The sequence below is a fragment of the Allorhizobium sp. GW101-3B10 genome (genome assembly GCF_059424725.1).
The window spans coordinates 41,584-61,384 of sequence record NZ_JBWKZR010000003.1; the positions used below are offsets into that span (position 1 = coordinate 41,584).

At 60.9% G+C, this 19,801-nt stretch carries 24 protein-coding genes and 2 pseudogenes; 18 read left to right on the forward strand and 8 right to left on the reverse strand.

Going from position 1 to position 19,801, the window contains the following annotated elements:
* Positions 1 to 325 precede the first annotated feature (325 nt).
* Positions 326 to 673 carry a hypothetical protein gene (locus AC07Y0_RS25665; RefSeq protein ID WP_498680569.1) on the forward strand — a complete coding sequence of 116 codons (348 nt, stop codon included), beginning with the start codon at positions 326 to 328 and terminating at the stop codon, positions 671 to 673.
* Between the two features lie 5 nt (positions 674 to 678).
* On the opposite strand, the gene AC07Y0_RS25670 is transcribed toward AC07Y0_RS25665, so the two are convergent.
* Positions 679 to 2,352, reverse strand: coding sequence for an IS66 family transposase (locus tag AC07Y0_RS25670; protein ID WP_498680609.1), 1,674 nt, complete (start codon positions 2,350 to 2,352; stop codon positions 679 to 681).
* A gap of 14 nt (positions 2,353 to 2,366) precedes the next feature.
* On the opposite strand from AC07Y0_RS25670, the gene AC07Y0_RS25675 reads away from it, so the two are divergent.
* Positions 2,367 to 2,753, forward strand: coding sequence for a hypothetical protein (locus tag AC07Y0_RS25675; protein WP_498680570.1), 387 nt, complete (start codon positions 2,367 to 2,369; stop codon positions 2,751 to 2,753).
* Between the two features lie 2 nt (positions 2,754 to 2,755).
* Positions 2,756 to 2,896, forward strand: a complete 141-nt coding sequence (locus AC07Y0_RS25680) for a hypothetical protein (protein WP_498680571.1) — start codon at positions 2,756 to 2,758, stop codon at positions 2,894 to 2,896.
* A 5-nt stretch (positions 2,897 to 2,901) separates the two neighbouring features.
* Here AC07Y0_RS25680 and AC07Y0_RS25685 read toward each other — a convergent pair whose 3' ends face one another.
* Positions 2,902 to 4,575, reverse strand: a complete 1,674-nt coding sequence (locus AC07Y0_RS25685; RefSeq protein WP_498680609.1) for an IS66 family transposase — start codon at positions 4,573 to 4,575, stop codon at positions 2,902 to 2,904.
* Positions 4,576 to 4,589: 14 nt separating this feature from the next.
* Here AC07Y0_RS25685 and AC07Y0_RS25690 point away from each other — a divergent pair, with 14 nt between their 5' ends.
* Positions 4,590 to 5,120, forward strand: a complete 531-nt coding sequence (locus AC07Y0_RS25690) for a hypothetical protein (RefSeq protein WP_498680572.1) — start codon at positions 4,590 to 4,592, stop codon at positions 5,118 to 5,120.
* Positions 5,121 to 5,125: 5 nt separating this feature from the next.
* Here AC07Y0_RS25690 and AC07Y0_RS25695 read toward each other — a convergent pair.
* Positions 5,126 to 5,860, reverse strand: a pseudogene (locus AC07Y0_RS25695) (IS66 family transposase); the annotation flags it as partial.
* 184 nt (positions 5,861 to 6,044) lie between these two features.
* On the opposite strand from AC07Y0_RS25695, the gene AC07Y0_RS25700 reads away from it, so the two are divergent.
* Positions 6,045 to 6,650, forward strand: coding sequence for a recombinase family protein (locus AC07Y0_RS25700; RefSeq protein WP_055971942.1), 606 nt, complete (start codon positions 6,045 to 6,047; stop codon positions 6,648 to 6,650).
* Between the two features lie 15 nt (positions 6,651 to 6,665).
* Positions 6,666 to 9,635, forward strand: coding sequence for a Tn3 family transposase (locus tag AC07Y0_RS25705; protein WP_498680574.1), 2,970 nt, complete (start codon positions 6,666 to 6,668; stop codon positions 9,633 to 9,635).
* A 32-nt stretch (positions 9,636 to 9,667) separates the two neighbouring features.
* On the opposite strand, the pseudogene AC07Y0_RS25710 reads toward AC07Y0_RS25705, so the two are convergent.
* Positions 9,668 to 10,339 (reverse strand): annotated as a pseudogene (locus tag AC07Y0_RS25710) (multicopper oxidase domain-containing protein); the annotation flags it as partial.
* Between the two features lie 50 nt (positions 10,340 to 10,389).
* Here AC07Y0_RS25710 and AC07Y0_RS25715 point away from each other — a divergent pair.
* Both AC07Y0_RS25715 and AC07Y0_RS25720 read left to right on the forward strand, forming a co-directional pair.
* Positions 10,390 to 10,641 carry a type II TA system antitoxin, ParD family gene (locus AC07Y0_RS25715; protein ID WP_080843319.1) on the forward strand — a complete coding sequence of 84 codons (252 nt, stop codon included), beginning with the start codon at positions 10,390 to 10,392 and terminating at the stop codon, positions 10,639 to 10,641.
* Complete coding sequence (locus AC07Y0_RS25720; RefSeq protein WP_080843318.1) at positions 10,638 to 10,949, forward strand: type II toxin-antitoxin system RelE/ParE family toxin; 312 nt, start codon at positions 10,638 to 10,640, stop codon at positions 10,947 to 10,949. The genes AC07Y0_RS25715 and AC07Y0_RS25720 overlap by 4 nt, the downstream gene beginning before the upstream one ends.
* Positions 10,950 to 11,035: 86 nt before the next feature.
* On the opposite strand, the gene AC07Y0_RS25725 is transcribed toward AC07Y0_RS25720, so the two are convergent.
* Positions 11,036 to 11,449: a MerR family transcriptional regulator gene (locus tag AC07Y0_RS25725; RefSeq protein ID WP_052642499.1), complete on the reverse strand. Its 414-nt coding sequence runs from the start codon at positions 11,447 to 11,449 to the stop codon at positions 11,036 to 11,038.
* Between AC07Y0_RS25725 and AC07Y0_RS25730 the strand changes: the two genes are divergently transcribed.
* The 7 genes from AC07Y0_RS25730 to AC07Y0_RS25760 all read left to right on the forward strand — a co-directional run bounded on the left by AC07Y0_RS25730 (position 11,448) and on the right by AC07Y0_RS25760 (position 16,584).
* On the forward strand, positions 11,448 to 11,924 hold the full coding sequence (locus tag AC07Y0_RS25730; protein ID WP_245292648.1) for a mercuric transporter MerT family protein: 477 nt from the start codon (positions 11,448 to 11,450) through the stop codon (positions 11,922 to 11,924). The two genes, AC07Y0_RS25725 and AC07Y0_RS25730, sit on opposite strands and share 2 nt — an antisense overlap.
* Before the next feature lie 17 nt (positions 11,925 to 11,941).
* On the forward strand, positions 11,942 to 12,280 hold the full coding sequence (locus AC07Y0_RS25735) for a heavy-metal-associated domain-containing protein (RefSeq protein WP_225246255.1): 339 nt from the start codon (positions 11,942 to 11,944) through the stop codon (positions 12,278 to 12,280).
* A gap of 4 nt (positions 12,281 to 12,284) precedes the next feature.
* Positions 12,285 to 12,503: a hypothetical protein gene (locus tag AC07Y0_RS25740; RefSeq protein ID WP_125302879.1), complete on the forward strand. Its 219-nt coding sequence runs from the start codon at positions 12,285 to 12,287 to the stop codon at positions 12,501 to 12,503.
* A 60-nt stretch (positions 12,504 to 12,563) separates the two neighbouring features.
* A complete protein-coding gene (gene merA, locus AC07Y0_RS25745) occupies positions 12,564 to 13,943 on the forward strand; it encodes a mercury(II) reductase (RefSeq protein ID WP_425359071.1) in 1,380 nt (459 codons plus the stop codon).
* A 9-nt stretch (positions 13,944 to 13,952) separates the two neighbouring features.
* Positions 13,953 to 14,213 (forward strand): hypothetical protein, encoded by a 261-nt coding sequence (locus AC07Y0_RS25750; protein WP_052642507.1) that lies wholly within the window; start codon positions 13,953 to 13,955, stop codon positions 14,211 to 14,213.
* Positions 14,214 to 14,343: 130 nt separating this feature from the next.
* The gene (locus AC07Y0_RS25755; RefSeq protein WP_052642509.1) at positions 14,344 to 15,699 is read left to right on the forward strand and encodes a dihydrolipoyl dehydrogenase family protein; all 1,356 of its coding nucleotides are present in this window, start codon (positions 14,344 to 14,346) and stop codon (positions 15,697 to 15,699) included.
* 219 nt (positions 15,700 to 15,918) lie between these two features.
* Complete coding sequence (locus tag AC07Y0_RS25760; RefSeq protein WP_052642511.1) at positions 15,919 to 16,584, forward strand: hypothetical protein; 666 nt, start codon at positions 15,919 to 15,921, stop codon at positions 16,582 to 16,584.
* On the opposite strand, the gene hisI is transcribed toward AC07Y0_RS25760, so the two are convergent.
* Both hisI and AC07Y0_RS25770 read right to left on the reverse strand, forming a co-directional pair.
* Positions 16,515 to 16,931: a phosphoribosyl-AMP cyclohydrolase gene (hisI, locus tag AC07Y0_RS25765; RefSeq protein WP_077472851.1), complete on the reverse strand. Its 417-nt coding sequence runs from the start codon at positions 16,929 to 16,931 to the stop codon at positions 16,515 to 16,517. The genes AC07Y0_RS25760 and hisI overlap by 70 nt on opposite strands.
* Positions 16,932 to 16,986: 55 nt before the next feature.
* Entirely contained in the window at positions 16,987 to 17,280 is a 294-nt protein-coding gene (locus tag AC07Y0_RS25770) for a hypothetical protein (RefSeq protein WP_077472850.1), read from the reverse strand.
* Positions 17,281 to 17,667: 387 nt separating this feature from the next.
* On the opposite strand from AC07Y0_RS25770, the gene AC07Y0_RS25775 reads away from it, so the two are divergent.
* The 3 genes from AC07Y0_RS25775 (at position 17,668) to AC07Y0_RS25785 (ending at position 18,953) form a co-directional block, all read left to right on the forward strand.
* On the forward strand, positions 17,668 to 18,090 hold the full coding sequence (locus AC07Y0_RS25775) for a mercuric transporter MerT family protein (RefSeq protein WP_052642515.1): 423 nt from the start codon (positions 17,668 to 17,670) through the stop codon (positions 18,088 to 18,090).
* A gap of 19 nt (positions 18,091 to 18,109) precedes the next feature.
* The gene (locus tag AC07Y0_RS25780) at positions 18,110 to 18,403 is read left to right on the forward strand and encodes a cation transporter (RefSeq protein ID WP_052642517.1); all 294 of its coding nucleotides are present in this window, start codon (positions 18,110 to 18,112) and stop codon (positions 18,401 to 18,403) included.
* Between the two features lie 151 nt (positions 18,404 to 18,554).
* A complete protein-coding gene (locus AC07Y0_RS25785) occupies positions 18,555 to 18,953 on the forward strand; it encodes a MerC domain-containing protein (protein WP_052642519.1) in 399 nt (132 codons plus the stop codon).
* Positions 18,954 to 19,085: 132 nt separating this feature from the next.
* Here the strand turns inward: AC07Y0_RS25785 and AC07Y0_RS25790 are convergent, their stop codons facing one another.
* Positions 19,086 to 19,700 carry a recombinase family protein gene (locus AC07Y0_RS25790; protein ID WP_245292647.1) on the reverse strand — a complete coding sequence of 205 codons (615 nt, stop codon included), beginning with the start codon at positions 19,698 to 19,700 and terminating at the stop codon, positions 19,086 to 19,088.
* Positions 19,701 to 19,801 lie beyond the last annotated feature (101 nt).

Consider the following 19,801-nt stretch of genomic DNA (forward strand, 5'->3'; position numbering starts at 1 on the left):
AATCCGGACGCTAGATAGCAAGGATGGCAAGCGAGATGGCTAATCATCGATAAGCAATACTTATCGATGGTTAGACTTCCAACCCTCAATCATACCATGTGAGGAACTGTAATATTCCAATAGAGTTCGTTTAAGAAATCATTTACCATGATTTCAATGTCTTATGATCTCGCGAAATTGCCCATCCAGAGCCTGCTCAAGGGTAAGCGGGGCTAATCCGGTGGCAGTGCGCGAAAACAAGCCGATCCGTGGGCATCTGGTTGTCTGCCGATGTGCCGATTGGCATGGTGGCGTTGACGATCAACAGGGGAGTGGGGCGGAGCAAATGCGGCAGATCGATATCGACAGCCTTGACGAGGCAACCCTCATCGAACTCAACGCGCGCATCGTCGAGCGTCAGCAGTATTTGCATCACCAGCGAACCACCGCGGCCCTTCAAGACATCAGGGTCGGAAGCGGCGTGGAGTTTGAAGGCCCCGGCGGTGTGCCGGTCCGTGGTGTCGTCATCCGCCGCAACAAGAAGACGGTGACGGTGCATGCCGATGATAACCGTCAATGGAATGTATCGCCGACCCTGCTGAAGCCCACCGGCGTCCACGTGCTCGACACCGCGGATCAGATCCAGTCCGACGACGGCAAGGTCGTGTCCTTCCCAAAGCCAGAACGTCGGTGATGCGCTCAGGACCTGGCAACGATCATGGTGGCCAGTGGGGGAATGGCTGGGTGCGATGTGCTGACCCCCAGCCGATCACCGAGATAGTGCCAGAACGACAGGCCGAGCTTCTGGCAGGTCTTCGAAAGGCCCAGCATGCTGTCTCGCGCTTGGCGTCCGTTTCTACTGACCGTGCCCCCGGAAATCTTCCGCTTGATGACAAAGCCGCGCAGATCGCGCTCCGACGCATTGGTGTGAAGCGGGATCTCCGGCCGCTCGAGAACCCGCAGCAGTTCCGGTTTGCGACGCCTCAGCCGAAACAGCAATTTGTCGAGATCGCCATAGCCGGTGCGGATCGAGAAAATCCGGTCGAAGCGCGCCTGCAGGCCCAGTGCCGCACGCGCGTCAGGCCTTCGTCGATAGGCTTTGAGAGCCTTGTAGAAGTGCCAGATGAGCTCGCGCAGGGTCTCGACGTGCTTCACCTGGCCGGGCGTGGCCGGCATCAGCTTCTGCAGCAGCCGTTCGGCATGGACCCAACACAGCGCGTGTGTACCAACCCGAAACTGCCCGGCATCGTCGGAGACGATCACCGCGTTTCCGACCAGGCCATGATGGCGGATGGCGCCCCATATGCCGGCCTCTGCGAATGGCCGAAGCGTCTCCGTGTCGAAGATGTCGATGCCATGTTCAGCGAGGTGCTGGAGGAAGGGCACCCGGTTGGCAAACCGCAGCGGTTCATGGGTGTTCAACCGGGCAGCAAGGGCAGGGTCGACCTGCCGGTCTTCCAGCAGCGCAAAAGCGGCGTCGTTGAGAACGTAGTCCTGATAGTTGCCGCGCAGCAGGGCGAGGAAGTTCAGCCGCGACTTCGAAGACGCCGTGCGAAAGGCGGTGAAATGCTCGCCGCCAATATGCGTTGTATGGAAATTGCGGTTGGCGTGACGGGCACCAGTATCGTCGACCGTCACGTAAGGCGCAGACACGAGGCCGGCGTGGAGGACGGCTGCATCCTCGGCGTGGAAACCATCCAGCCTCTCTGTCAGGAACCGCACCACCTGGCGCTTAGAGATCTCGACACCGACGTCGTTGAGCAACGTCGTCATTCGCTGCGTCGTGACCTGCCCATGCGCATGCAGCATCAGACAAAACCGCTGCAGGTTGGGCCCAAAGCCACCTCGTATCCCCGCAGGCAGCTGTGCTGTGATGGTGTCTCCGTCCGGCGTCACCCAGCACTCCCGCCGGTAACGAACCACCTCGACCTGCAGAACCAGATCCCGAACGAAGCAGTCCTTGTAGCCCTTGAAGCGCGATCCGGGCGGTACACTGACAGGCAGCACCTCTTCACGCGTCACCCGCTTTGTGTCGTTCTTCGGCCCTCGCGGCCGGGGCGCCGGATCCTTGGCCGAGAGCGGCTTGTCACCCGTTGCTTTCTCCATACCCGACGGTCTGAAGGGTGGACGGGGCGGCAGATTTTTAAGCCGCGCAATCTCGTCGCGCAAAAGCTGGTTGTCGATTTTCAGCCGGGTGTTCTCGAGCCTGAGCTGATCGTTCTCATCGCGAAGCCTTTGGTTTTCAGCTTCGAGCTTCTCAATTCGGGCGTCTGCCCGATCAGCCCTCTCCACCAGGCCGGTCACGAGCTCGCGCAGCGCCTTCAGCGACAGCGTGTCGGCATGCTCGACCATAGGCAGGCGGCGCTTCGTCATCACGGGAGTGAATCATGAATTACCGGAAACAGGAATCCCTGGTGCCACCGGATTTGCTCCAGGTACTGCTCAAGGTAAGCGGGGCTAATCCGGTGGCAGTGCGCGAAAACAAGCCGATCCGTGGGCATCTGGTTGTCTGCCGATGTGCCGATTGGCATGGTGGCGTTGACGATCAACAGGGGAGTGGGGCGGAGCAAATGCGGCAGATCGATATCGACAGCCTTGACGAGGCAACCCTCATCGAACTCAACGCGCGCATCGTCGAGCGTCAGCAGTATTTGCATCACCAGCGAACCACCGCGGCCCTTCAAGACATCAGGGTCGAAGCGGCGTGGAGTTTGAAGGCCCCGGCGGTGTGCCGGTCCGTGGTGTCGTCATCCGCCGCAACAAGAAGACGGTGACGGTGCATGCCGATGATAACCGTCAATGGAATGTATCGCCGACCCTGCTGAAGCCCACCGGCGTCCACGTGCTCGACACCGCGGATCAGATCCAGTCCGACGACGGCAAGGTCGTGTCCTTCCCAAAGCCAGAACGTCGGTGATGCGCTCAGGACCTGGCAACGATCATGGTGGCCAGTGGGGGAATGGCTGGGTGCGATGTGCTGACCCCCAGCCGATCACCGAGATAGTGCCAGAACGACAGGCCGAGCTTCTGGCAGGTCTTCGAAAGGCCCAGCATGCTGTCTCGCGCTTGGCGTCCGTTTCTACTGACCGTGCCCCCGGAAATCTTCCGCTTGATGACAAAGCCGCGCAGATCGCGCTCCGACGCATTGGTGTGAAGCGGGATCTCCGGCCGCTCGAGAACCCGCAGCAGTTCCGGTTTGCGACGCCTCAGCCGAAACAGCAATTTGTCGAGATCGCCATAGCCGGTGCGGATCGAGAAAATCCGGTCGAAGCGCGCCTGCAGGCCCAGTGCCGCACGCGCGTCAGGCCTTCGTCGATAGGCTTTGAGAGCCTTGTAGAAGTGCCAGATGAGCTCGCGCAGGGTCTCGACGTGCTTCACCTGGCCGGGCGTGGCCGGCATCAGCTTCTGCAGCAGCCGTTCGGCATGGACCCAACACAGCGCGTGTGTACCAACCCGAAACTGCCCGGCATCGTCGGAGACGATCACCGCGTTTCCGACCAGGCCATGATGGCGGATGGCGCCCCATATGCCGGCCTCTGCGAATGGCCGAAGCGTCTCCGTGTCGAAGATGTCGATGCCATGTTCAGCGAGGTGCTGGAGGAAGGGCACCCGGTTGGCAAACCGCAGCGGTTCATGGGTGTTCAACCGGGCAGCAAGGGCAGGGTCGACCTGCCGGTCTTCCAGCAGCGCAAAAGCGGCGTCGTTGAGAACGTAGTCCTGATAGTTGCCGCGCAGCAGGGCGAGGAAGTTCAGCCGCGACTTCGAAGACGCCGTGCGAAAGGCGGTGAAATGCTCGCCGCCAATATGCGTTGTATGGAAATTGCGGTTGGCGTGACGGGCACCAGTATCGTCGACCGTCACGTAAGGCGCAGACACGAGGCCGGCGTGGAGGACGGCTGCATCCTCGGCGTGGAAACCATCCAGCCTCTCTGTCAGGAACCGCACCACCTGGCGCTTAGAGATCTCGACACCGACGTCGTTGAGCAACGTCGTCATTCGCTGCGTCGTGACCTGCCCATGCGCATGCAGCATCAGACAAAACCGCTGCAGGTTGGGCCCAAAGCCACCTCGTATCCCCGCAGGCAGCTGTGCTGTGATGGTGTCTCCGTCCGGCGTCACCCAGCACTCCCGCCGGTAACGAACCACCTCGACCTGCAGAACCAGATCCCGAACGAAGCAGTCCTTGTAGCCCTTGAAGCGCGATCCGGGCGGTACACTGACAGGCAGCACCTCTTCACGCGTCACCCGCTTTGTGTCGTTCTTCGGCCCTCGCGGCCGGGGCGCCGGATCCTTGGCCGAGAGCGGCTTGTCACCCGTTGCTTTCTCCATACCCGACGGTCTGAAGGGTGGACGGGGCGGCAGATTTTTAAGCCGCGCAATCTCGTCGCGCAAAAGCTGGTTGTCGATTTTCAGCCGGGTGTTCTCGAGCCTGAGCTGATCGTTCTCATCGCGAAGCCTTTGGTTTTCAGCTTCGAGCTTCTCAATTCGGGCGTCTGCCCGATCAGCCCTCTCCACCAGGCCGGTCACGAGCTCGCGCAGCGCCTTCAGCGACAGCGTGTCGGCATGCTCGACCATAGGCAGGCGGCGCTTCGTCATCACGGGAGTGAATCATGAATTACCGGAAACAGGAATCCCTGGTGCCACCGGATTTGCTCCAGGTACTGCTCAAGGTAAGCGGGGCTAATCCGGTGGCAGTGCGCGAAAACAAGCCGATCCGTGGGCATCTGGTTGTCTGCCGATGTGCCGATTGGCATGGTGGCGTTGACGATCAACAGGGGAGTGGGGCGGAGCAAATGCGGCAGATCGATATCGACAGCCTTGACGAGGCAACCCTCATCGAACTCAACGCGCGCATCGTCGAGCGTCAGCAGTATTTGCATCACCAGCGAACCACCGCGGCCCTTCAAGACATCAGGGTCGGAAGCGGCGTGGAGTTTGAAGGCCCCGGCGGTGTGCCGGTCCGTGGTGTCGTCATCCGCCGCAACAAGAAGACGGTGACGGTGCATGCCGATGATAACCGTCAATGGAATGTATCGCCGACCCTGCTGAAGCCCACCGGCGTCCACGTGCTCGACACCGCGGATCAGATCCAGTCCGACGACGGCAAGGTCGTGTCCTTCCCAAAGCCAGAACGTCGGTGATGCGCTCAGGACCTGGCAACGATCATGGTGGCCAGTGGGGGAATGGCTGGGTGCGATGTGCTGACCCCCAGCCGATCACCGAGATAGTGCCAGAACGACAGGCCGAGCTTCTGGCAGGTCTTCGAAAGGCCCAGCATGCTGTCTCGCGCTTGGCGTCCGTTTCTACTGACCGTGCCCCCGGAAATCTTCCGCTTGATGACAAAGCCGCGCAGATCGCGCTCCGACGCATTGGTGTGAAGCGGGATCTCCGGCCGCTCGAGAACCCGCAGCAGTTCCGGTTTGCGACGCCTCAGCCGAAACAGCAATTTGTCGAGATCGCCATAGCCGGTGCGGATCGAGAAAATCCGGTCGAAGCGCGCCTGCAGGCCCAGTGCCGCACGCGCGTCAGGCCTTCGTCGATAGGCTTTGAGAGCCTTGTAGAAGTGCCAGATGAGCTCGCGCAGGGTCTCGACGTGCTTCACCTGGCCGGGCGTGGCCGGCATCAGCTTCTGCAGCAGCCGTTCGGCATGGACCCAACACAGCGCGTGTGTACCAACCCGAAACTGCCCGGCATCGTCGGAGACGATCACCGCGTTTCCGACCAGGCCATGATGGCGGATGGCGCCCCATATGCCGGCCTCTGCGAATGGCCGAAGCGTCTCCGTGTCGAAGATGTCGATGCCATGTTCAGCGAGGTGCTGGAGGAAGGGCACCCGGTTGGCAAACCGCAGCGGTTCATGGGTGTTCAACCGGGCAGCAAGGGGCTCCGTGGGAATCTCTGCAATATTACCCGCTAAGAGATTTTTGGCGTGACGGAAAACGGATGATTTCCGCGTAGCGGTTCGGCGGGTCGAAATCGACGGGGTGACTGGGCAATTATTTGCGCGACAAACCCTGTCGGAATGTGAGACTGTGCGGCAACACGGAATTTGAGGTTTGTCGTGCATGTTGATCGGTTACATGCGGGTATCGAGCGGTGATGAGCGGCAGTCGGTTGCCTTGCAGCGCGACGCCCTGCTCGCGGCCGGGGTCGATCAGCGTCACCTGCATCAGGATCGCGCTTCGGGCGCGCGCGACGATCGGCCGGGGCTGAAGGCTTGCCTTGCGGAATTGTGCGAGGGTGACGTGCTGGTCGTTTGGAAGCTCGACCGTCTGGGCCGATCACTCTCCCACCTGATCAGAATCGTTGAGGATCTGAAGATGCGCGGGGTCGCCTTCCGCTCTTTGACGGAAGCTATCGACACGACGAATTCGCACGGTGCGTTCCTGTTCAACCTGTTTGGCACGCTCGCCGAATACGAGAGAGTGCTGATCACGGAGCGGGTCAACGCTGGACTGGCGGCGGCACGCCGGCGCGGTCGCAAGGGCGGTAGGCCACCGACGATCGACACCGAAAAGGTTGAGCAGATTCTGGCGGCGCTGGAAGCCGGCGCCAGCAAGGCGTCGGTGTGTCGGACATTCAAGGTGCCGCGCTCGACTCTCATCGATACATTGCGGCGAACCGGATGGACCGGACCGGGCAAAGAAGATGAGCCTGCTCCCCCAGTTTGAGAGCGGGTGTGACCGATGGCCTTCCTCGACGCGCAGTCGCGCACCGTTCTGTTCGACCCACCCGATGTTTATGAAGAGGCCCTCGCGCGCTATGCGCTGTCCGCTGAGGACATCGCTTTCGCCAGGGCGCATCGCCGATCGCATAATCGTCTGGGTTTTGCCATCCAACTCGCCCTGGTGCGTGATCTCGGTCGTCCGCTCCGCGCTGGGGAAGTTCCGCCTCAGGCAGTCGTCTCCGTTGTCGCCGACCAGTTGGGCATCGACGCTGCGGTGTTCGCACTCTATGCCCAGCGGGAGGAAACCCGTCGAGAACATACGCGGGAGATTGTCGTCGCACTGGATCTCCGGCCCGTCCGGGCGAGCGATTATCGATCCCTGATCACCGCGGCGGCACGCGAGGCAGCCGCTACCGAACAAGGCGAGCCGATCACCAAGGCCGTGATCGAAGCCCTGAAGGAGAGGAAGCTGCTCGTTCCTGTGCCGGAACTGCTGATACGTCTGGCGATGGCGGGCCGGGCGGCAGCGCGACGACAGGCTTATCGCGGCTTGATCCGGGGCATGGAGCAACCGTCCATCGAGGCGCTTGATCAGCTTCTCATCGATCGGTCCGGCGATCGGAGCCATCTCGGCTGGATTGCGGAAGCGCCGGAGGGGACGAAACTGAAAAACCTCAAGGGCCTGATTGCCCGGCTTGAGGTTCTGCGTTCGGCGGCGATTTCCGATGAGCGACGTAAAACGATCCATGCCAACCGCTATGGCATCATCGCCCGGGACGCCCGCATTCTGCATGCCCGTGAGATACGACGCCTTACATCCGAGCGCCGCTACGCCACGCTGACGGCGTTCGTCATCGAGAGGCAGGCGGCAATCACCGACCTTGCGATCGACATGTTCTGCAAACTGATCGGCAGCACCCGGCGCAAGGCTGAACTGAGCCGCACAGAACGCCGGCTGAAAGAAGCCGAGATTCTTGATGGGGTGGCGCTCGATCATCTCAAGCTTGGCGAGGCGCTTCTGGCCGCCCGTGAGAACAACACCGATCTCGCATCCGCAATTGCAGTCTCACTCGGCTGGGACGGATTGACCGCCAGCGTGGCCGCAGCCAGGTCCGTCGTGCGCCCCGATCGCAGCGACGAATTCGATGAGCTCATAGAGCGGCACAAATCGCTGCGAAAGCTGGGCAGGCTCATGTTCGGCGCGTTCTCTTTCCGGTCGTTTCGTCCCGATGATCCGGTTTTGAAGGCAGTGGATCATCTGCGTGCGCTCTACAGTGGCAGGAAACTACCCGCGCAGGTGCCGTTCGCGTTCATGACGCGCAAGTGGCGGCGACGTGTGCGCTCGGACGGTGTCACCATCGACCTTCGGGCTTGGGAAGTGGCGGTACTCATTCACCTTCGGGAGCGCCTGCGGGCCGGTGACATATGGGTTGATGGCAGCCGAGCATGGCGCAGTTTCGAGGATTATCTTCTGCCTCGACCGATCTTTGCCCTGATGCGCGCCGAAGGCCGGCTCGGGCTTGCCATCCCTGACAGCTTTGCCGAATGGCGAGCCGAACGCACCGCCACGCTCGACGCGAAACTCAAAGAGCTGGCAAGGGCGGCGGCCGCCAACGCCATTCCGGATGCGGCTATTTCCGACAAGGGTTTGTCGGTCTCCCCGATCCGCGAGGAGGAGCGTGACGGGATCGTCGCGCTCAGCCGGCGTCTTTACATCCTCGTTCCCCGGATCAGGATCACCAGCCTGCTTGCCGAGGTCCACAGCTGGACCAGGTTCCTTGACAGCTTCACACACTATCGCACCGGCGAGACGGCGAACGACGAGCCGGCGCTGATGGCCGCTATCCTTGCCGACGCCACCAACGCCGGTGCTGAACGCATGGCGGAAAGCTCACGCGGCGTCACGATCCACCAGATGATGCTGATGGTAGATAGGCATCTGCGCTCGGAAACCTATGCTACGGCGACCGCCGTGCTGGTCGATGCGCAGCAGGCTCATCCCTTCGCCGCGGTCTGGGGCGACGGTCATATCTCCTCCTCGGACGGGCAGTTCTTTCCGGCAGGCGGGCGCGGTGAAGCCAGCCTCGAATACAATGCAAAATACGGCAAAAGACCAGGTGCTTCGGTCTATGGCTTCCTGTCCAATCGTTTCGCCTCCTTCTTCTCCCGGATGATCCAGGCGTCCGAGAGCGAAGCGCCCTACGTGCTCGACGGCCTCCTTCACAACGAAAGCTCCGTCGAAATCCATGAGCATGCAACCGATACCGCCGGCGCGACCGAAACGACATTCGCTATGTTCCATGGCTTCGGCTATAGGCTCATTCCTCGTATCCGCAATCTCGGCAATCGCAGGCTCTTCGTCATCGATCCCGACGCGGCGTACGACCCGCTCGGGGCGCTGATCTCGGGAGCCGTCAACATGGATGTCATCGAGCAGCACTGGGATGAGGTCTTGCGGCTGAAGTCATCGATTGGCGCGGGCCTCGTGCCGCCGTCCGTCATCCTCAAGAAGCTTGCCGCATCGCCTCGGCAAAATCGGCTCAATCAGGCGCTACGCGAAATGGGCCGGATTGAACGCTCGATCTTCATCTGCGACTGGTTGCTCGACACCAAGCTCCGGCGCAGATCGCATGCCATCCTCAACAAGGGTGAAAGCCGTCACGCCCTTGCCCGGGCGGTCTTCCTCCACCAGCTTGGCGAGCTGCGCAACCGCGTGGCGGAAACCATGGCCTATCGGGCGTCAGGTCTCAACCTCGTCGTCAACGCCATTATCCTGTGGAACACCGTCTATCTCAGCCGCGCTGTCGATTATGTCCGCACCCAGGGCATCGATATTCCCGCCGAGCTGCTCTCCCAAGTCGCACCACTTCCCTGGGCTCATATCGCACTCACCGGCGACTATCTCTGGAACGAAATTGACCGACCCCTCGAACGCTTCAGGCCGATCCGCGCTAACCGTTTCAATCCAAACAACTTCGCTTTCCCTTAGCGGGTATTATTGCAGAAATGCCCACGGAGCCCCGTGTTGAACGTCCAGAGGTTGAAGTCGGTCATTTCCATGATCCGGGGCACGTATGTTCCCGGATCGATGTCATAGGCGCTGAGCAGGAAGACGAAATCCCGATCCACCGGCATGAACTTCGGGTCCCGGGGATGGATGACGAAGAAGCCCATCATCCCCATCGCCATCTGTACCATCTCGTCCGAGTGCGGGTGGTACATGAAGGTGCCGGATTTCACGAGATCGAACTCGTAAACGAAGGTCTTGCCAGAGGGGATGTGAGGCTGCGACAGCCCGCCAACACCATCCATCCCCGACGGCAGGATCATACCGTGCCAATGAATGGTCGTGTGCTCCGGCAGCTTGTTGGTCACGAAAATGCGAACCCGGTCGCCTTCGACTGCTTCGATGGTCGGACCCGGTGACTGGCCGTTGTACCCCCAAAGATATGCGGTCATGCCTTCGGCCATCTCCCGCTCCACCGGCTCGGCAACGAGGTGGAATTCCTTCACCCCGTTGTTCATTCGGAACGGCAAGGTCCAACCGTTGAGGGTGACGACCGGATTGTAATCTGGGCCGACCGTCGGCTTTACCGGGGTTTGCGTGGCCGCCGAGTCCATGAGAGCGGCTTCCGGCAAGCCCATGTTGGACGTTTGCGCCCAGGTCTTACGATAACGCTGCAATGGTGGCAACTAAACCACATATGTGCTAATGTGGGTCCGTCACTTCGGGAGTATGTGAAATGAGCCGCTTGACGATCGACATAACGGACAAACAACATCAAAGCCTCAAAGCGCTAGCCGCTCTGCAGGGCAAGACAATCAAGCAGTACGCACTTGAGCGCCTGTTTCCCGGCGACGTCGAGGGAGAACGGGCCTGGGAAGAGTTAAAGACGTTGATGAATACGCGCATCAGTGAGGGGCTCGCCGGAAAACTGTCGACCAAAACCGTAGGTGAGATCCTCGACGAGGAGATTGCCGAAGGTCGCGCTTGACGGCTTACATCCTGACCGCAGAGGCAGAATCCGATCTTCGCTCGGTAATCCGTTACACACGGGCACAATGGGGTGCCGCCCAGGTACGTCAATACGTCTCGGCTTTGGAGCGAGGAATGGAGGACATTGCCGCGGGCAAAGTTCCCTTCAAGGATCTGAGCGCACTCTATCCGGCGCTGCGGATGGCGCGATGCCAGCACCACTACTTCTTCTGTCTGCCTCGAGAACATGCGCCCGCTCTCATCGTAGCGATTCTTCACGAACGAATGGATCTCATGAGGCGTTTGGCTGACCGTCTAAACGAGTGATGTTTTCACGACGGGAGGAACTCCTGCGCGCGTGCTAGATAAGGGGTCGGTTCCGGTATGGGGCGAAATGACACCCTAAGCGCCCGTCAAGCGGCGAGCGCGTTAAGGATCGGGCATTCCGGCACGTCTTCGCCAGAGCATTGCGAGATCATTGTCACGAGCACCGCTTCAATGCGCTGGAGGTCGGCAATCTTGGCGCGAACCTCGGCTAGATGCGGTTCGGTCCGGCGCTGCACCTCCGCGCAGGTCTGGCTTCTGCAATCGACAAGATGAAGCAGGCCGCGGACCTCGTCGATGCCAAAGCCGAGTTCGCGCGCCCTGAGGATGAAGCGCAGGCGGCGGACGTCGGTTTCGTCATAGATGCGATAACCGCTGGCGCTGCGCGGCGGGTCGGGTAGCAGGCCGATCTTCTCGTAATAGCGGATGGTCTCCAGATGGCAGCCGGTCGCACGGGCCAATTGGTGGCGCTGCAGTCCCTTGGCGGAAAGAAGAGAATTCATGGTGAAAATACCTCTTGAGTCTGTACTGGCTACAGAGCCTATCCTGTTTTCAGTCAGAAATCGAGGATGGTTTGCGATGAACGAAATTGGTAGCAAGACATTGAATTCTTCGAAGGCGGCCGCCGAACCGGATCGGCGCGAGGGCGGGCTCGCGGCGATAAGCGTTATCGGCGCTTTTCTGGCATCGGCCTGTTGCATCGTCCCGCTGCTCCTGGTGACACTCGGTGTATCGGGCGCATGGATCGGCAACCTGACGATGCTCGAACCCTATAAGCCCTATATCGCGGCGGCGACACTCGTGCCGCTCGGGTTTGGCTTCTGGCAGGTCTATTTCAAGCCCAAAGCCGCGTGCGAGCCGGGTTCCTACTGCGCCCGTCCGCGCTCCGCCATCATCACCAAGACCGCGCTTTGGATCGCAACGATCCTCATCGTGCTCGCCAGCACCATCGGCTGGTGGGCGCCGCTGTTCTATTGAAACGAGGAGATAACCACGTGAAATACCTGTCGAAACATCTGGTCGCCGCGGCTGCGCTTGGCTTGAGCGGTACTATTATGCTGCCACTTGCCCTTCCCGCGTCCGCACAATCCGCGTCGGAAACGGTTACCGTCAAGGAGCTGACGCAGACCTTCGCAATCGAGAACATGTATTGTGCCCTTTGTCCGGTCACCGTGCGCAAGGCCATGGAAGGCGTTGCGGGCGTGAAGTCGGTCAAGGTGGATTTCGAGGCCAAGACGGCGACGGTTGCCTATGACCCGTCGACCGCGACGGTCGCGGCCATTGCCGCTGCTTCCACCAATGTTGGCTATCCTGCCAAGGCGATCGGGAGTTGAGTCCGTGCCTGACCGGTCCATGCTTGGCGTCGGAGTGGTTGGCGTCTTGATCGCGGCGCTGTGCTGTCTGGTGCCGATCCTGCTGGTGGCGGCAGGTTTGATCGGCGTGGGAGCGCTGACAACAGCGGTCTACGGTCTGGTGCCAATTCTCATCCTCATCATTGCCGCAGCCGGTTACCTGCTGTGGCGACATCGTTCACACATCGATACCAGGAAACATTAGGAGATTTTCATGTCTGACTGCTGTGCGCCCCAAAAAGGCAATGGCCGCTACGATCTTGCGGTGATCGGTGCCGGTTCGGCCGGGTTCTCGGCCGCAATCACGGCCTCTGAGCAGGGGGCGAATGTCGCCCTGATCGGCCACGGCACGATCGGCGGCACCTGTGTCAATGTCGGCTGCGTACCGTCGAAGACGATGATCCGCGCTGCCGAGGCGCTGCATGGTGCACGCGCCGCGCATCGCTTTCCCGGTCTTGCCGGGGAAGCCAACGTCGCTGACTGGGGCCGTTTGGTCGCCGCCAAGGACGACCTGGTGACCACGCTCAGGCAGAAGAAATATGTCGACCTTCTGCCACAATACAACGGCGTCGCCTATCTGGAAGGGAAAGCGCGCCTGAATGGTCAGGGCGCTCTGATTGTGAACGGCGATCCGATCATGGCTGGCAAAATCATCATTGCTACCGGATCAGCGCCGGCCCTGCCGGACATTCCCGGCATTGGGGATGTGCCTTACCTCACCAGCACGACCGCGCTCGAGCTTTCCGAGCTGCCGCGTTCGCTGCTGGTGATCGGCGGTGGCTATATCGGCTGTGAACTGGCGCAGATGTTCGCCCGTGCCGGGGCGGAAGTGACACTTGTAACCCGCCGCCGCCTGTTGCCGGAAGCCGAGCCGGAAATCTCCGCAGCATTGACCGGTTATCTTCGCGACGAGGGCATTACCGTCCTAACCGGCCTCTCCTATCGCCGGATCGCGCGCACGGACCGCGGTGTCGAACTGACGGTCGCCATCGACGGAGCGGACGAAGTGATCGCGGCCGAGCAGGTGCTTTTGACCACTGGGCGGTCCCCGAACACCGGCGGTCTTGGCCTTGCCGAGGCGGGAGTTAAGCTATGCGGTAATGGCGGCGTCTTGGTTGATGAGCGGATGCGCACCTCAAAGCCTGGCGTCTATGCGGCAGGTGATGTCACCGGTCGCGACCAGTTCGTCTATATGGCAGCCTATGGCGCCAAGCTCGCTGCCCAAAACGCACTGAACGGTGACAGCCTTGTCTATGACAATGCGGCCATGCCGTGGGTGACGTTCACCGATCCGCAGGTCGCGGGCGTCGGCCTGACCGAACAGGCGGCTCGCGACGCCGGCTTCGAGACCAAGACTTCGATCGTATCTCTTGACCAGGTGCCGAGGGCGCTGGCCGCGCGCGACACGCGCGGGCTCATCAAACTGGTTGCCGACGCCAAAAGCGACCGATTGCTTGGTGGACAGATCCTCGCGCCCGAGGGCGCCGACAGCATCCAGACGGTGGTGTTGGCCATCAAGCACGGCATGACGGCGAAGGCGCTCGGCGAGACAATCTTCCCTTATCTCACCACGGTCGAAGGGTTGAAACTGGCGGCGCAGGGCTTCGGCAAGGACGTGGCGAAGCTGTCATGCTGCGCCGGATAGGAGGCTTCGATGGAACCTTCGAACGGATACGGCCTTGCGGGATTGCTCGCGGCTAAGATCGTCTGCTGCGGCGCGATTGTACTGGCAGCAACAGGCGCGATCAGCTTTGCCGGCCTTGCCAGTTGGCTGGTCGGCGGCGGCTACTTCTGGCTGGCAGCGGCCGTCTTGGCCATTGTCGGAATCTACTTGTGGCGGCACCGCGCGCGGGCAAATGGCAAGACCGACGGCAAAGGCCCCGTCGGTCAACCGATATACGGTCGGCGCAAGTAGTTCTGCTCAAAAGCGTCGCCGGATGTCATGTTGAGAAGGGTATTATTGCAGGCAGGGCGTTGCAAACCTTGCTGTGGGGGTTAGGTTTTTTGTCAGGGGGAAAAGTAGTCTTTTAGGAGAGGAGAATTGCATGAGCGATAACAAAAGCTTCGATCTGATCGTGATCGGAGGTGGGACGGGTGGAAATGGTGTCGCCCGGATGGCCGCTGACGCTGGCTGGAAGGTCGCCAGCATCGACGCCCTTCCTTTCGGCGGCACCTGTGCATTGCGAGGCTGCGATCCCAAAAAGATGCTGATCGCCGTGACTGAGGGCATTGACTGGGCCCGCAACTTGAGCGGCAAGGGGCTGGAAGCACAGACATCCGTCGACTGGGCGGACATGATCGCCTTCAAGCGCACGTTCACCGACGCGATGCCTGGTCGCATCGAGGGCGGGCTGGAGAAAGCCGGTATCACCGTGTTGCATGGCGAGGCACGCTTCACCGGGCGAGACAAGATCGAGGTGAATGGCGAGATCTTGTCGTCCCGGAACTTTCATATCGCCACCGGCGCTCGGCCAATGACGCTGAATATCCCCGGCGAGGAGTTGCTGGCGACTAGCACCGACTTTCTCGAGCTGCCCGAACGGCCGGACCGGGTCGTGTTCGTCGGCGGCGGATTCATTGCGATGGAATTTGCCCATATCTCCAAACGCGCAGGGGCGCGGGAAGTCACGGTTCTGGAGATGATGGAGCGACCGCTGGGCAATTTCGACCCCGACCTGGTCGGTATCCTTTCCGAGGCGACCGCCGATCTGGGGATTGACCTGCGGACCGAGGCCAAGGTTCTGAAGATCGAGAAAGACGGGTCGGATTTCACCGTTACCTATAAGACGCCGGAAGGAAAGCAGACGATCAATTGTGATCTGGTGGTTCATGCCACCGGGCGCGTGCCCAACATCGAGCATCTCAACCTGGAGGCCGCGGGCGTGGAATACGGCCGCAAAGGCATCAAGGTCAGCCCCTACATGCGGACCACAAATTCCGCCATTTTTGCAGCCGGCGACTGTGCCGACAGTGGGCCTAATCTGACCCCGGTTTCGGCCAACGAAGGCCGGATTGCAGGCAAGAACCTGCTCGCAGGAAAGGATGAGCGCGCGGTCAGTTATCCGCCGATCCCAAGCGTTGTCTTCACGCTGCCGCAGCTTTCCTCGGTCGGCCTGTCCGAAGCCGCAGCACGCGACAAGGGGCTGGCCTTTGACACGCATTTCGAAAAGACCGCCGGCTGGTACTCGTCGCTGCGGGTCGGGGCGCGCTACAGTGCCTACAAGGTTCTGGTCGAGAACGGGACCGGCCATATTCTTGGTGCACATCTGATCGGCCCCGGAGCGGAGGAACAAATCAATCTCTTTGCCATGGCTATGGGCGCAGGGCTGACCGCGAACAGGATCAAGGGCATCATCTTCGCCTATCCCAGCTATGCGTCGGACATCAGTTCGATGGTGTAGCTGATGCGGCAAGGCTGGCATTTCGATTGCGGGCGTCTCTGAAAACGCTCGACGCGACGGGGAGCAGAGTTTGGGAGGCGCCCCACCGGCAGACACACGATCGTTTCGAACGGCCAACGGCCTTACCATCGAGGACAGCATGAGCAAAGGAATGTCCCCCAGTCAGCGATTCCCGACGGTCGAGCGTCTTAGTCCTGCCCGTTCAGCAGGATTACGCCCATGACCAAGCGCCGGGTCTGTGATTCCGAGGCACCCTACGGCGATCCGGGCATGCATCTCGGCCGCCTCGCACTCGGTCTCTCCGACAGCGCCGCTGCGTCGACCGACGCGCGTGCGGTGATCCGCGATATCGGACGGTTGCTGTCCGCGGCAACGCTTCGCGTCGATCGCATCTTTGTGAGCGCGCAGCCGCTGCATCCGGCCTTCCGTGCCCGGACCTATCTCTGGCTTGCTGACGACGACAGAGTTCGTGTCATCGATTGGCCGCATGGTCTGAAGAACCGACCGGGCTATCTCGCTTCCCCGGATCATCATGTGCACACGACGCGCACGGAGCTCCGCGTTCCTCGCCTGCAGGACGTCCGAGCGTTTCGGTGCGACCTCTACGGCGAACTTAGGGCTGACGGCTTTACCGACTATCTTATCGTTCCGCTGCGCTTCGGTGATGGCACGATCAATACTCTCTCCATCGCGACACGCCGGCGGAACGGCTTTCCGGAGGTGGCTTTGGAGGGTTTTCGGCGGCTGGTCGGTCTTCTGACCGTGATACTGGAGCGCCTGGTCGCGCTCGAAAACATCGATATTACCCTGAGGACCTATCTCGGCGGGGCATCCGGCACCCGGCGGAGCGTCGGGCGACCCGGCGCCGTAACGATCCGGCGATAGAAGCAACTCGCCCGGCCGGTATGGCAACATCCGCCGTCTCCGCCAGCGCGCACCTTGAGCCACACCGCGTCCTGATCACAATCGATGCGCAGTTCCTCGACCTGCTGGACTTGCCCACTCGTCGCGCCCTTATGCCAAAGACACTTGCGGGACCGGCTCCAGTACCAGGCCTGACCGGTCTCGATCGTCTTTTCCAGCGCCTCCGCATTCATCCACGCCAGCATTAGCACCACACCGTTCGCCGCATCCGTGGCGACTGCAGGAATGAGCCCATCCGCGTTGAATTGCGGCGTCAGAATGGAGTTTTCTTCGATCGTTTCCGCGAGGTCCGCGGCCGGCGTGGTCATGGGCAAGGGCGTATCTCCGAGTGTACGGGGTATTTCGCGATTGGAGTGTGCCGGCTCAAAGGATGGTTGGTGGTTGGCGGCTGCCGGGCCGTGCTTTGGGCTCGTCACATGTGCATGTCGGGGAGGCATCTTCCCGACGAGATGAAGCCCGGCGCCAGCGCATGAGGGCATAGCCGGCGGCTCCAGCCAGGAGTGTCAGCACACCCCCTATCACGAGACCTTGCCCGCTGAACCAGCCCAAAACGCCGCCCACCGCCGAGCCGATGACTACCGGTCCAAGGCAGCAAAGCGCGACTAAAGGCGCGATGATGATCGCGGTCACGATGCCGGCGGTCGGTTTGTCGTCCAAGGCGCTCTCCGTTCTGATCGCAGATCCATAGCATCGCTGCGGCGCGGTCCATTAATCACAAGCACGACCGCGTCGGGTATCCCGATGACGCGATCGCTGCCAAAGAGATTCGTTACACCCTGTACTCGGTACAGGGTCAAGACAAAATCTTGATCGCTTGGCCACGTAGGCACTGCGGAAACAGAGATTGGTAGCGCCACGGTTCATGATGCTTGAAAACCCCAGCTACGGTCTTCAGACGACAGCGACTGCTCAACGGGTTCCACTTTCCAACGCCCTCACAGAAGCGTGATCGCAAATCGTTGAAATCCCCCTTGAGTCTGTAGTGACTACAAGGCGTAGGCTACTTCGCAAATCGCTGTTCAACGATGCAGAAAGTGAGCAATTATGGAGGCATCATCAGGTCTCAAAGGATCCCGAACGTCGGCGACCGCCGCCATCCACGTGACATCGGAACACCAGCGGGGCGGACGCCAGCAACTGCTCGCCGCCGGCGGCATTCTCGGGGCGATCGCCGTCTCGAGTTGCTGCGTCATCCCGTTTGCCCTGTTCACCGTGGGCATCGGCGGAGCCTGGATCAGCAACCTCACCGCCCTCGAACCGTATCAACCGATTTTTGCCGCCATGACGTTCGGTATCCTCGGCTACGGGTTCTATCTCGTCTATCGCGAGCCAAAGGTCGCCTGCGCTGAGGGCTCCTATTGCGCCCAGCCCAAGTCGGGACGGATCGCCAAAGCCGGCCTCTGGGTTGCCACCGTCCTCGTCATCGTCGGACTAGGGTTCCCGAGACTTGCGCCCCTGTTCCTCTAAGCCAAAGGAGAATGATCCCATGATCCGCCCTGTCGCAGTTGCCGTTCTCCTCGCTCTGCTTTCCCCGCTCGCCGCCGTGGCCGGCGAGAAGACTGTTATACTGAACGTTGACAACGCCACCTGCGCGCTCTGCGCCCCCATCGTCAAAACGGCCCTCTCTCGTGTCTCGGGTGTCACAGCGGTCCAGGTAAAGGAAGCCGACGCAATGTCGGGTGCTGTCGCCACGGTCTCTTTCGATGACGCAGTCACCGGCGTACCGACCCTCATTGCTGCGACGACCAACGCCGGCTATCCGTCGCATGTGGCGCAATAGCCGCCGGCTGATTGGCGGCGGCGGGCGGAGAGCGGTATCACCTCTCTTCGCTGCTCCACATCGGCACGCTGCTGCCTCAAAGGGTGAACGGCGCCGTCGAAAATATCCACCCGGCGGGTGCGAAGTTGCAGGTGTGTAGGAGACTGCAGCTATGGCCGCGAACACCATCGAGCAAAGTACCTTTTGGAAACGGCACCTGGACAAATTCGGGGCCGCCGGATCGGTCTTCGCGGCGCTCTGCTGCCTCGGTTCCCCGGTACTCCTTTCGATTGTATCGGCCGTCGGGCTTGGCTTCATCAAAAGAGATGCGATCCTGTTCCCATTGTTAGCAGCGTTTCTGGCCGTCACCCTACTCGGGCTATATCTTGGAACACGCAGCCATCATCAACCGTGGGCTCTCATCATCGGGGGGCTCAGTACGCTGGCGATAGCGGTCGTGTTTCTCGGTCTCATGCCAAGCCTTGTCCTGGCCTACGTCGGCATCTCTGGTTTGATCGCCGCCAGTTTTCTCAATGTCTGGCTCAGAGTACGCCAGCTAAGGAGCCGGTAACACCGAAACAATCAGTTCGCTTTTGGCGAACGGGAGACGATGTAGGCGTATCTCTGGTCATGGAGCCGGCGTTGCCCGGCGATCAACCGGCGTTCCGGTTCTCGCTCGATGTCATCGGGACCTTTATCGGGCTCAACGATTTGGCTCGCGAGCGACGATAGCGTTGCGGTTACGTTGCACGATATCGGAGACGGTGTTCTTGCTGAGCCCAAGTTCGCGACCAATGAGCCGATAGCTGCGGCCTTCAGCAACGAGCGCCAGAACTCGCGGAGCCAGACGGTCCGACTTCGGGCGCTGCCCCCGCTGTCGACCGAGTTTCTTGCCGCGCGCTTTGGCAACGGCCAAGCCCGATTTGACCCGTTCGCTGATAAGATCGCGTTCGAATTCAGCGATACCGGAGAGGAAAGTCGCCAGCATACGGCCATGAGGAGATGACAGATCGAAGGTCATGCCGTTCATGGCGATGACTGAGACCTTCCAGCTTTCCAGCTCGCGCAACGTGTTGAGGAGATCGATCGTCGAGCGTCCCCAGCGGGAGAGTTCTGTGACCAGGATGGCGTCGATATGTCTGGCCTGAGCGAGCGCCATGATCTTCTTGCGCTCGGCCCGGTCCAGCTTCACGCCCGAGCCCGTCTCTTTATATATGCCGGCAATTTTATATCCGGCACGTCCGGCGAAGGCGGTCAGATCTCGCTCCTGTCGTTCGCAGGACTGATCAGCCGTCGAAACCCGGCAATAGATGGCCACGCGCTGTCCCAATTGAACCCTCGTGGTTTTGTGGCTCGCAAAGCCTTGATTTGCATGGGGCGATTGTTGTCCAAAACAGACTGTACTTCAACAGGGACAAC

Excerpts from the sequence above, each read along its gene's own strand:
- AC07Y0_RS25725 (WP_052642499.1), bottom strand. The coding sequence starts at position 11,449 with ATGAATTCTCTTCTTTCCGCCAAGGGACTGCAGCGCCACCAATTGGCC.
- AC07Y0_RS25665 (WP_498680569.1), top strand. The coding sequence starts at position 326 with ATGCGGCAGATCGATATCGACAGCCTTGACGAGGCAACCCTCATCGAA.
- AC07Y0_RS25730 (WP_245292648.1), top strand. The coding sequence starts at position 11,448 with ATGGTGAAAATACCTCTTGAGTCTGTACTGGCTACAGAGCCTATCCTG.
- AC07Y0_RS25780 (WP_052642517.1), top strand. The coding sequence starts at position 18,110 with ATGATCCGCCCTGTCGCAGTTGCCGTTCTCCTCGCTCTGCTTTCCCCG.
- AC07Y0_RS25775 (WP_052642515.1), top strand. The coding sequence starts at position 17,668 with ATGGAGGCATCATCAGGTCTCAAAGGATCCCGAACGTCGGCGACCGCC.
- AC07Y0_RS25690 (WP_498680572.1), top strand. The coding sequence starts at position 4,590 with ATGAATTACCGGAAACAGGAATCCCTGGTGCCACCGGATTTGCTCCAG.
- AC07Y0_RS25705 (WP_498680574.1), top strand. The coding sequence starts at position 6,666 with ATGGCCTTCCTCGACGCGCAGTCGCGCACCGTTCTGTTCGACCCACCC.
- AC07Y0_RS25670 (WP_498680609.1), bottom strand. The coding sequence starts at position 2,352 with ATGACGAAGCGCCGCCTGCCTATGGTCGAGCATGCCGACACGCTGTCG.
- AC07Y0_RS25700 (WP_055971942.1), top strand. The coding sequence starts at position 6,045 with ATGTTGATCGGTTACATGCGGGTATCGAGCGGTGATGAGCGGCAGTCG.
- AC07Y0_RS25750 (WP_052642507.1), top strand. The coding sequence starts at position 13,953 with ATGGAACCTTCGAACGGATACGGCCTTGCGGGATTGCTCGCGGCTAAG.
- AC07Y0_RS25685 (WP_498680609.1), bottom strand. The coding sequence starts at position 4,575 with ATGACGAAGCGCCGCCTGCCTATGGTCGAGCATGCCGACACGCTGTCG.
- AC07Y0_RS25715 (WP_080843319.1), top strand. The coding sequence starts at position 10,390 with ATGAGCCGCTTGACGATCGACATAACGGACAAACAACATCAAAGCCTC.
- AC07Y0_RS25760 (WP_052642511.1), top strand. The coding sequence starts at position 15,919 with ATGACCAAGCGCCGGGTCTGTGATTCCGAGGCACCCTACGGCGATCCG.
- AC07Y0_RS25785 (WP_052642519.1), top strand. The coding sequence starts at position 18,555 with ATGGCCGCGAACACCATCGAGCAAAGTACCTTTTGGAAACGGCACCTG.
- AC07Y0_RS25675 (WP_498680570.1), top strand. The coding sequence starts at position 2,367 with ATGAATTACCGGAAACAGGAATCCCTGGTGCCACCGGATTTGCTCCAG.
- hisI (WP_077472851.1), bottom strand. The coding sequence starts at position 16,931 with ATGACCACGCCGGCCGCGGACCTCGCGGAAACGATCGAAGAAAACTCC.
- AC07Y0_RS25755 (WP_052642509.1), top strand. The coding sequence starts at position 14,344 with ATGAGCGATAACAAAAGCTTCGATCTGATCGTGATCGGAGGTGGGACG.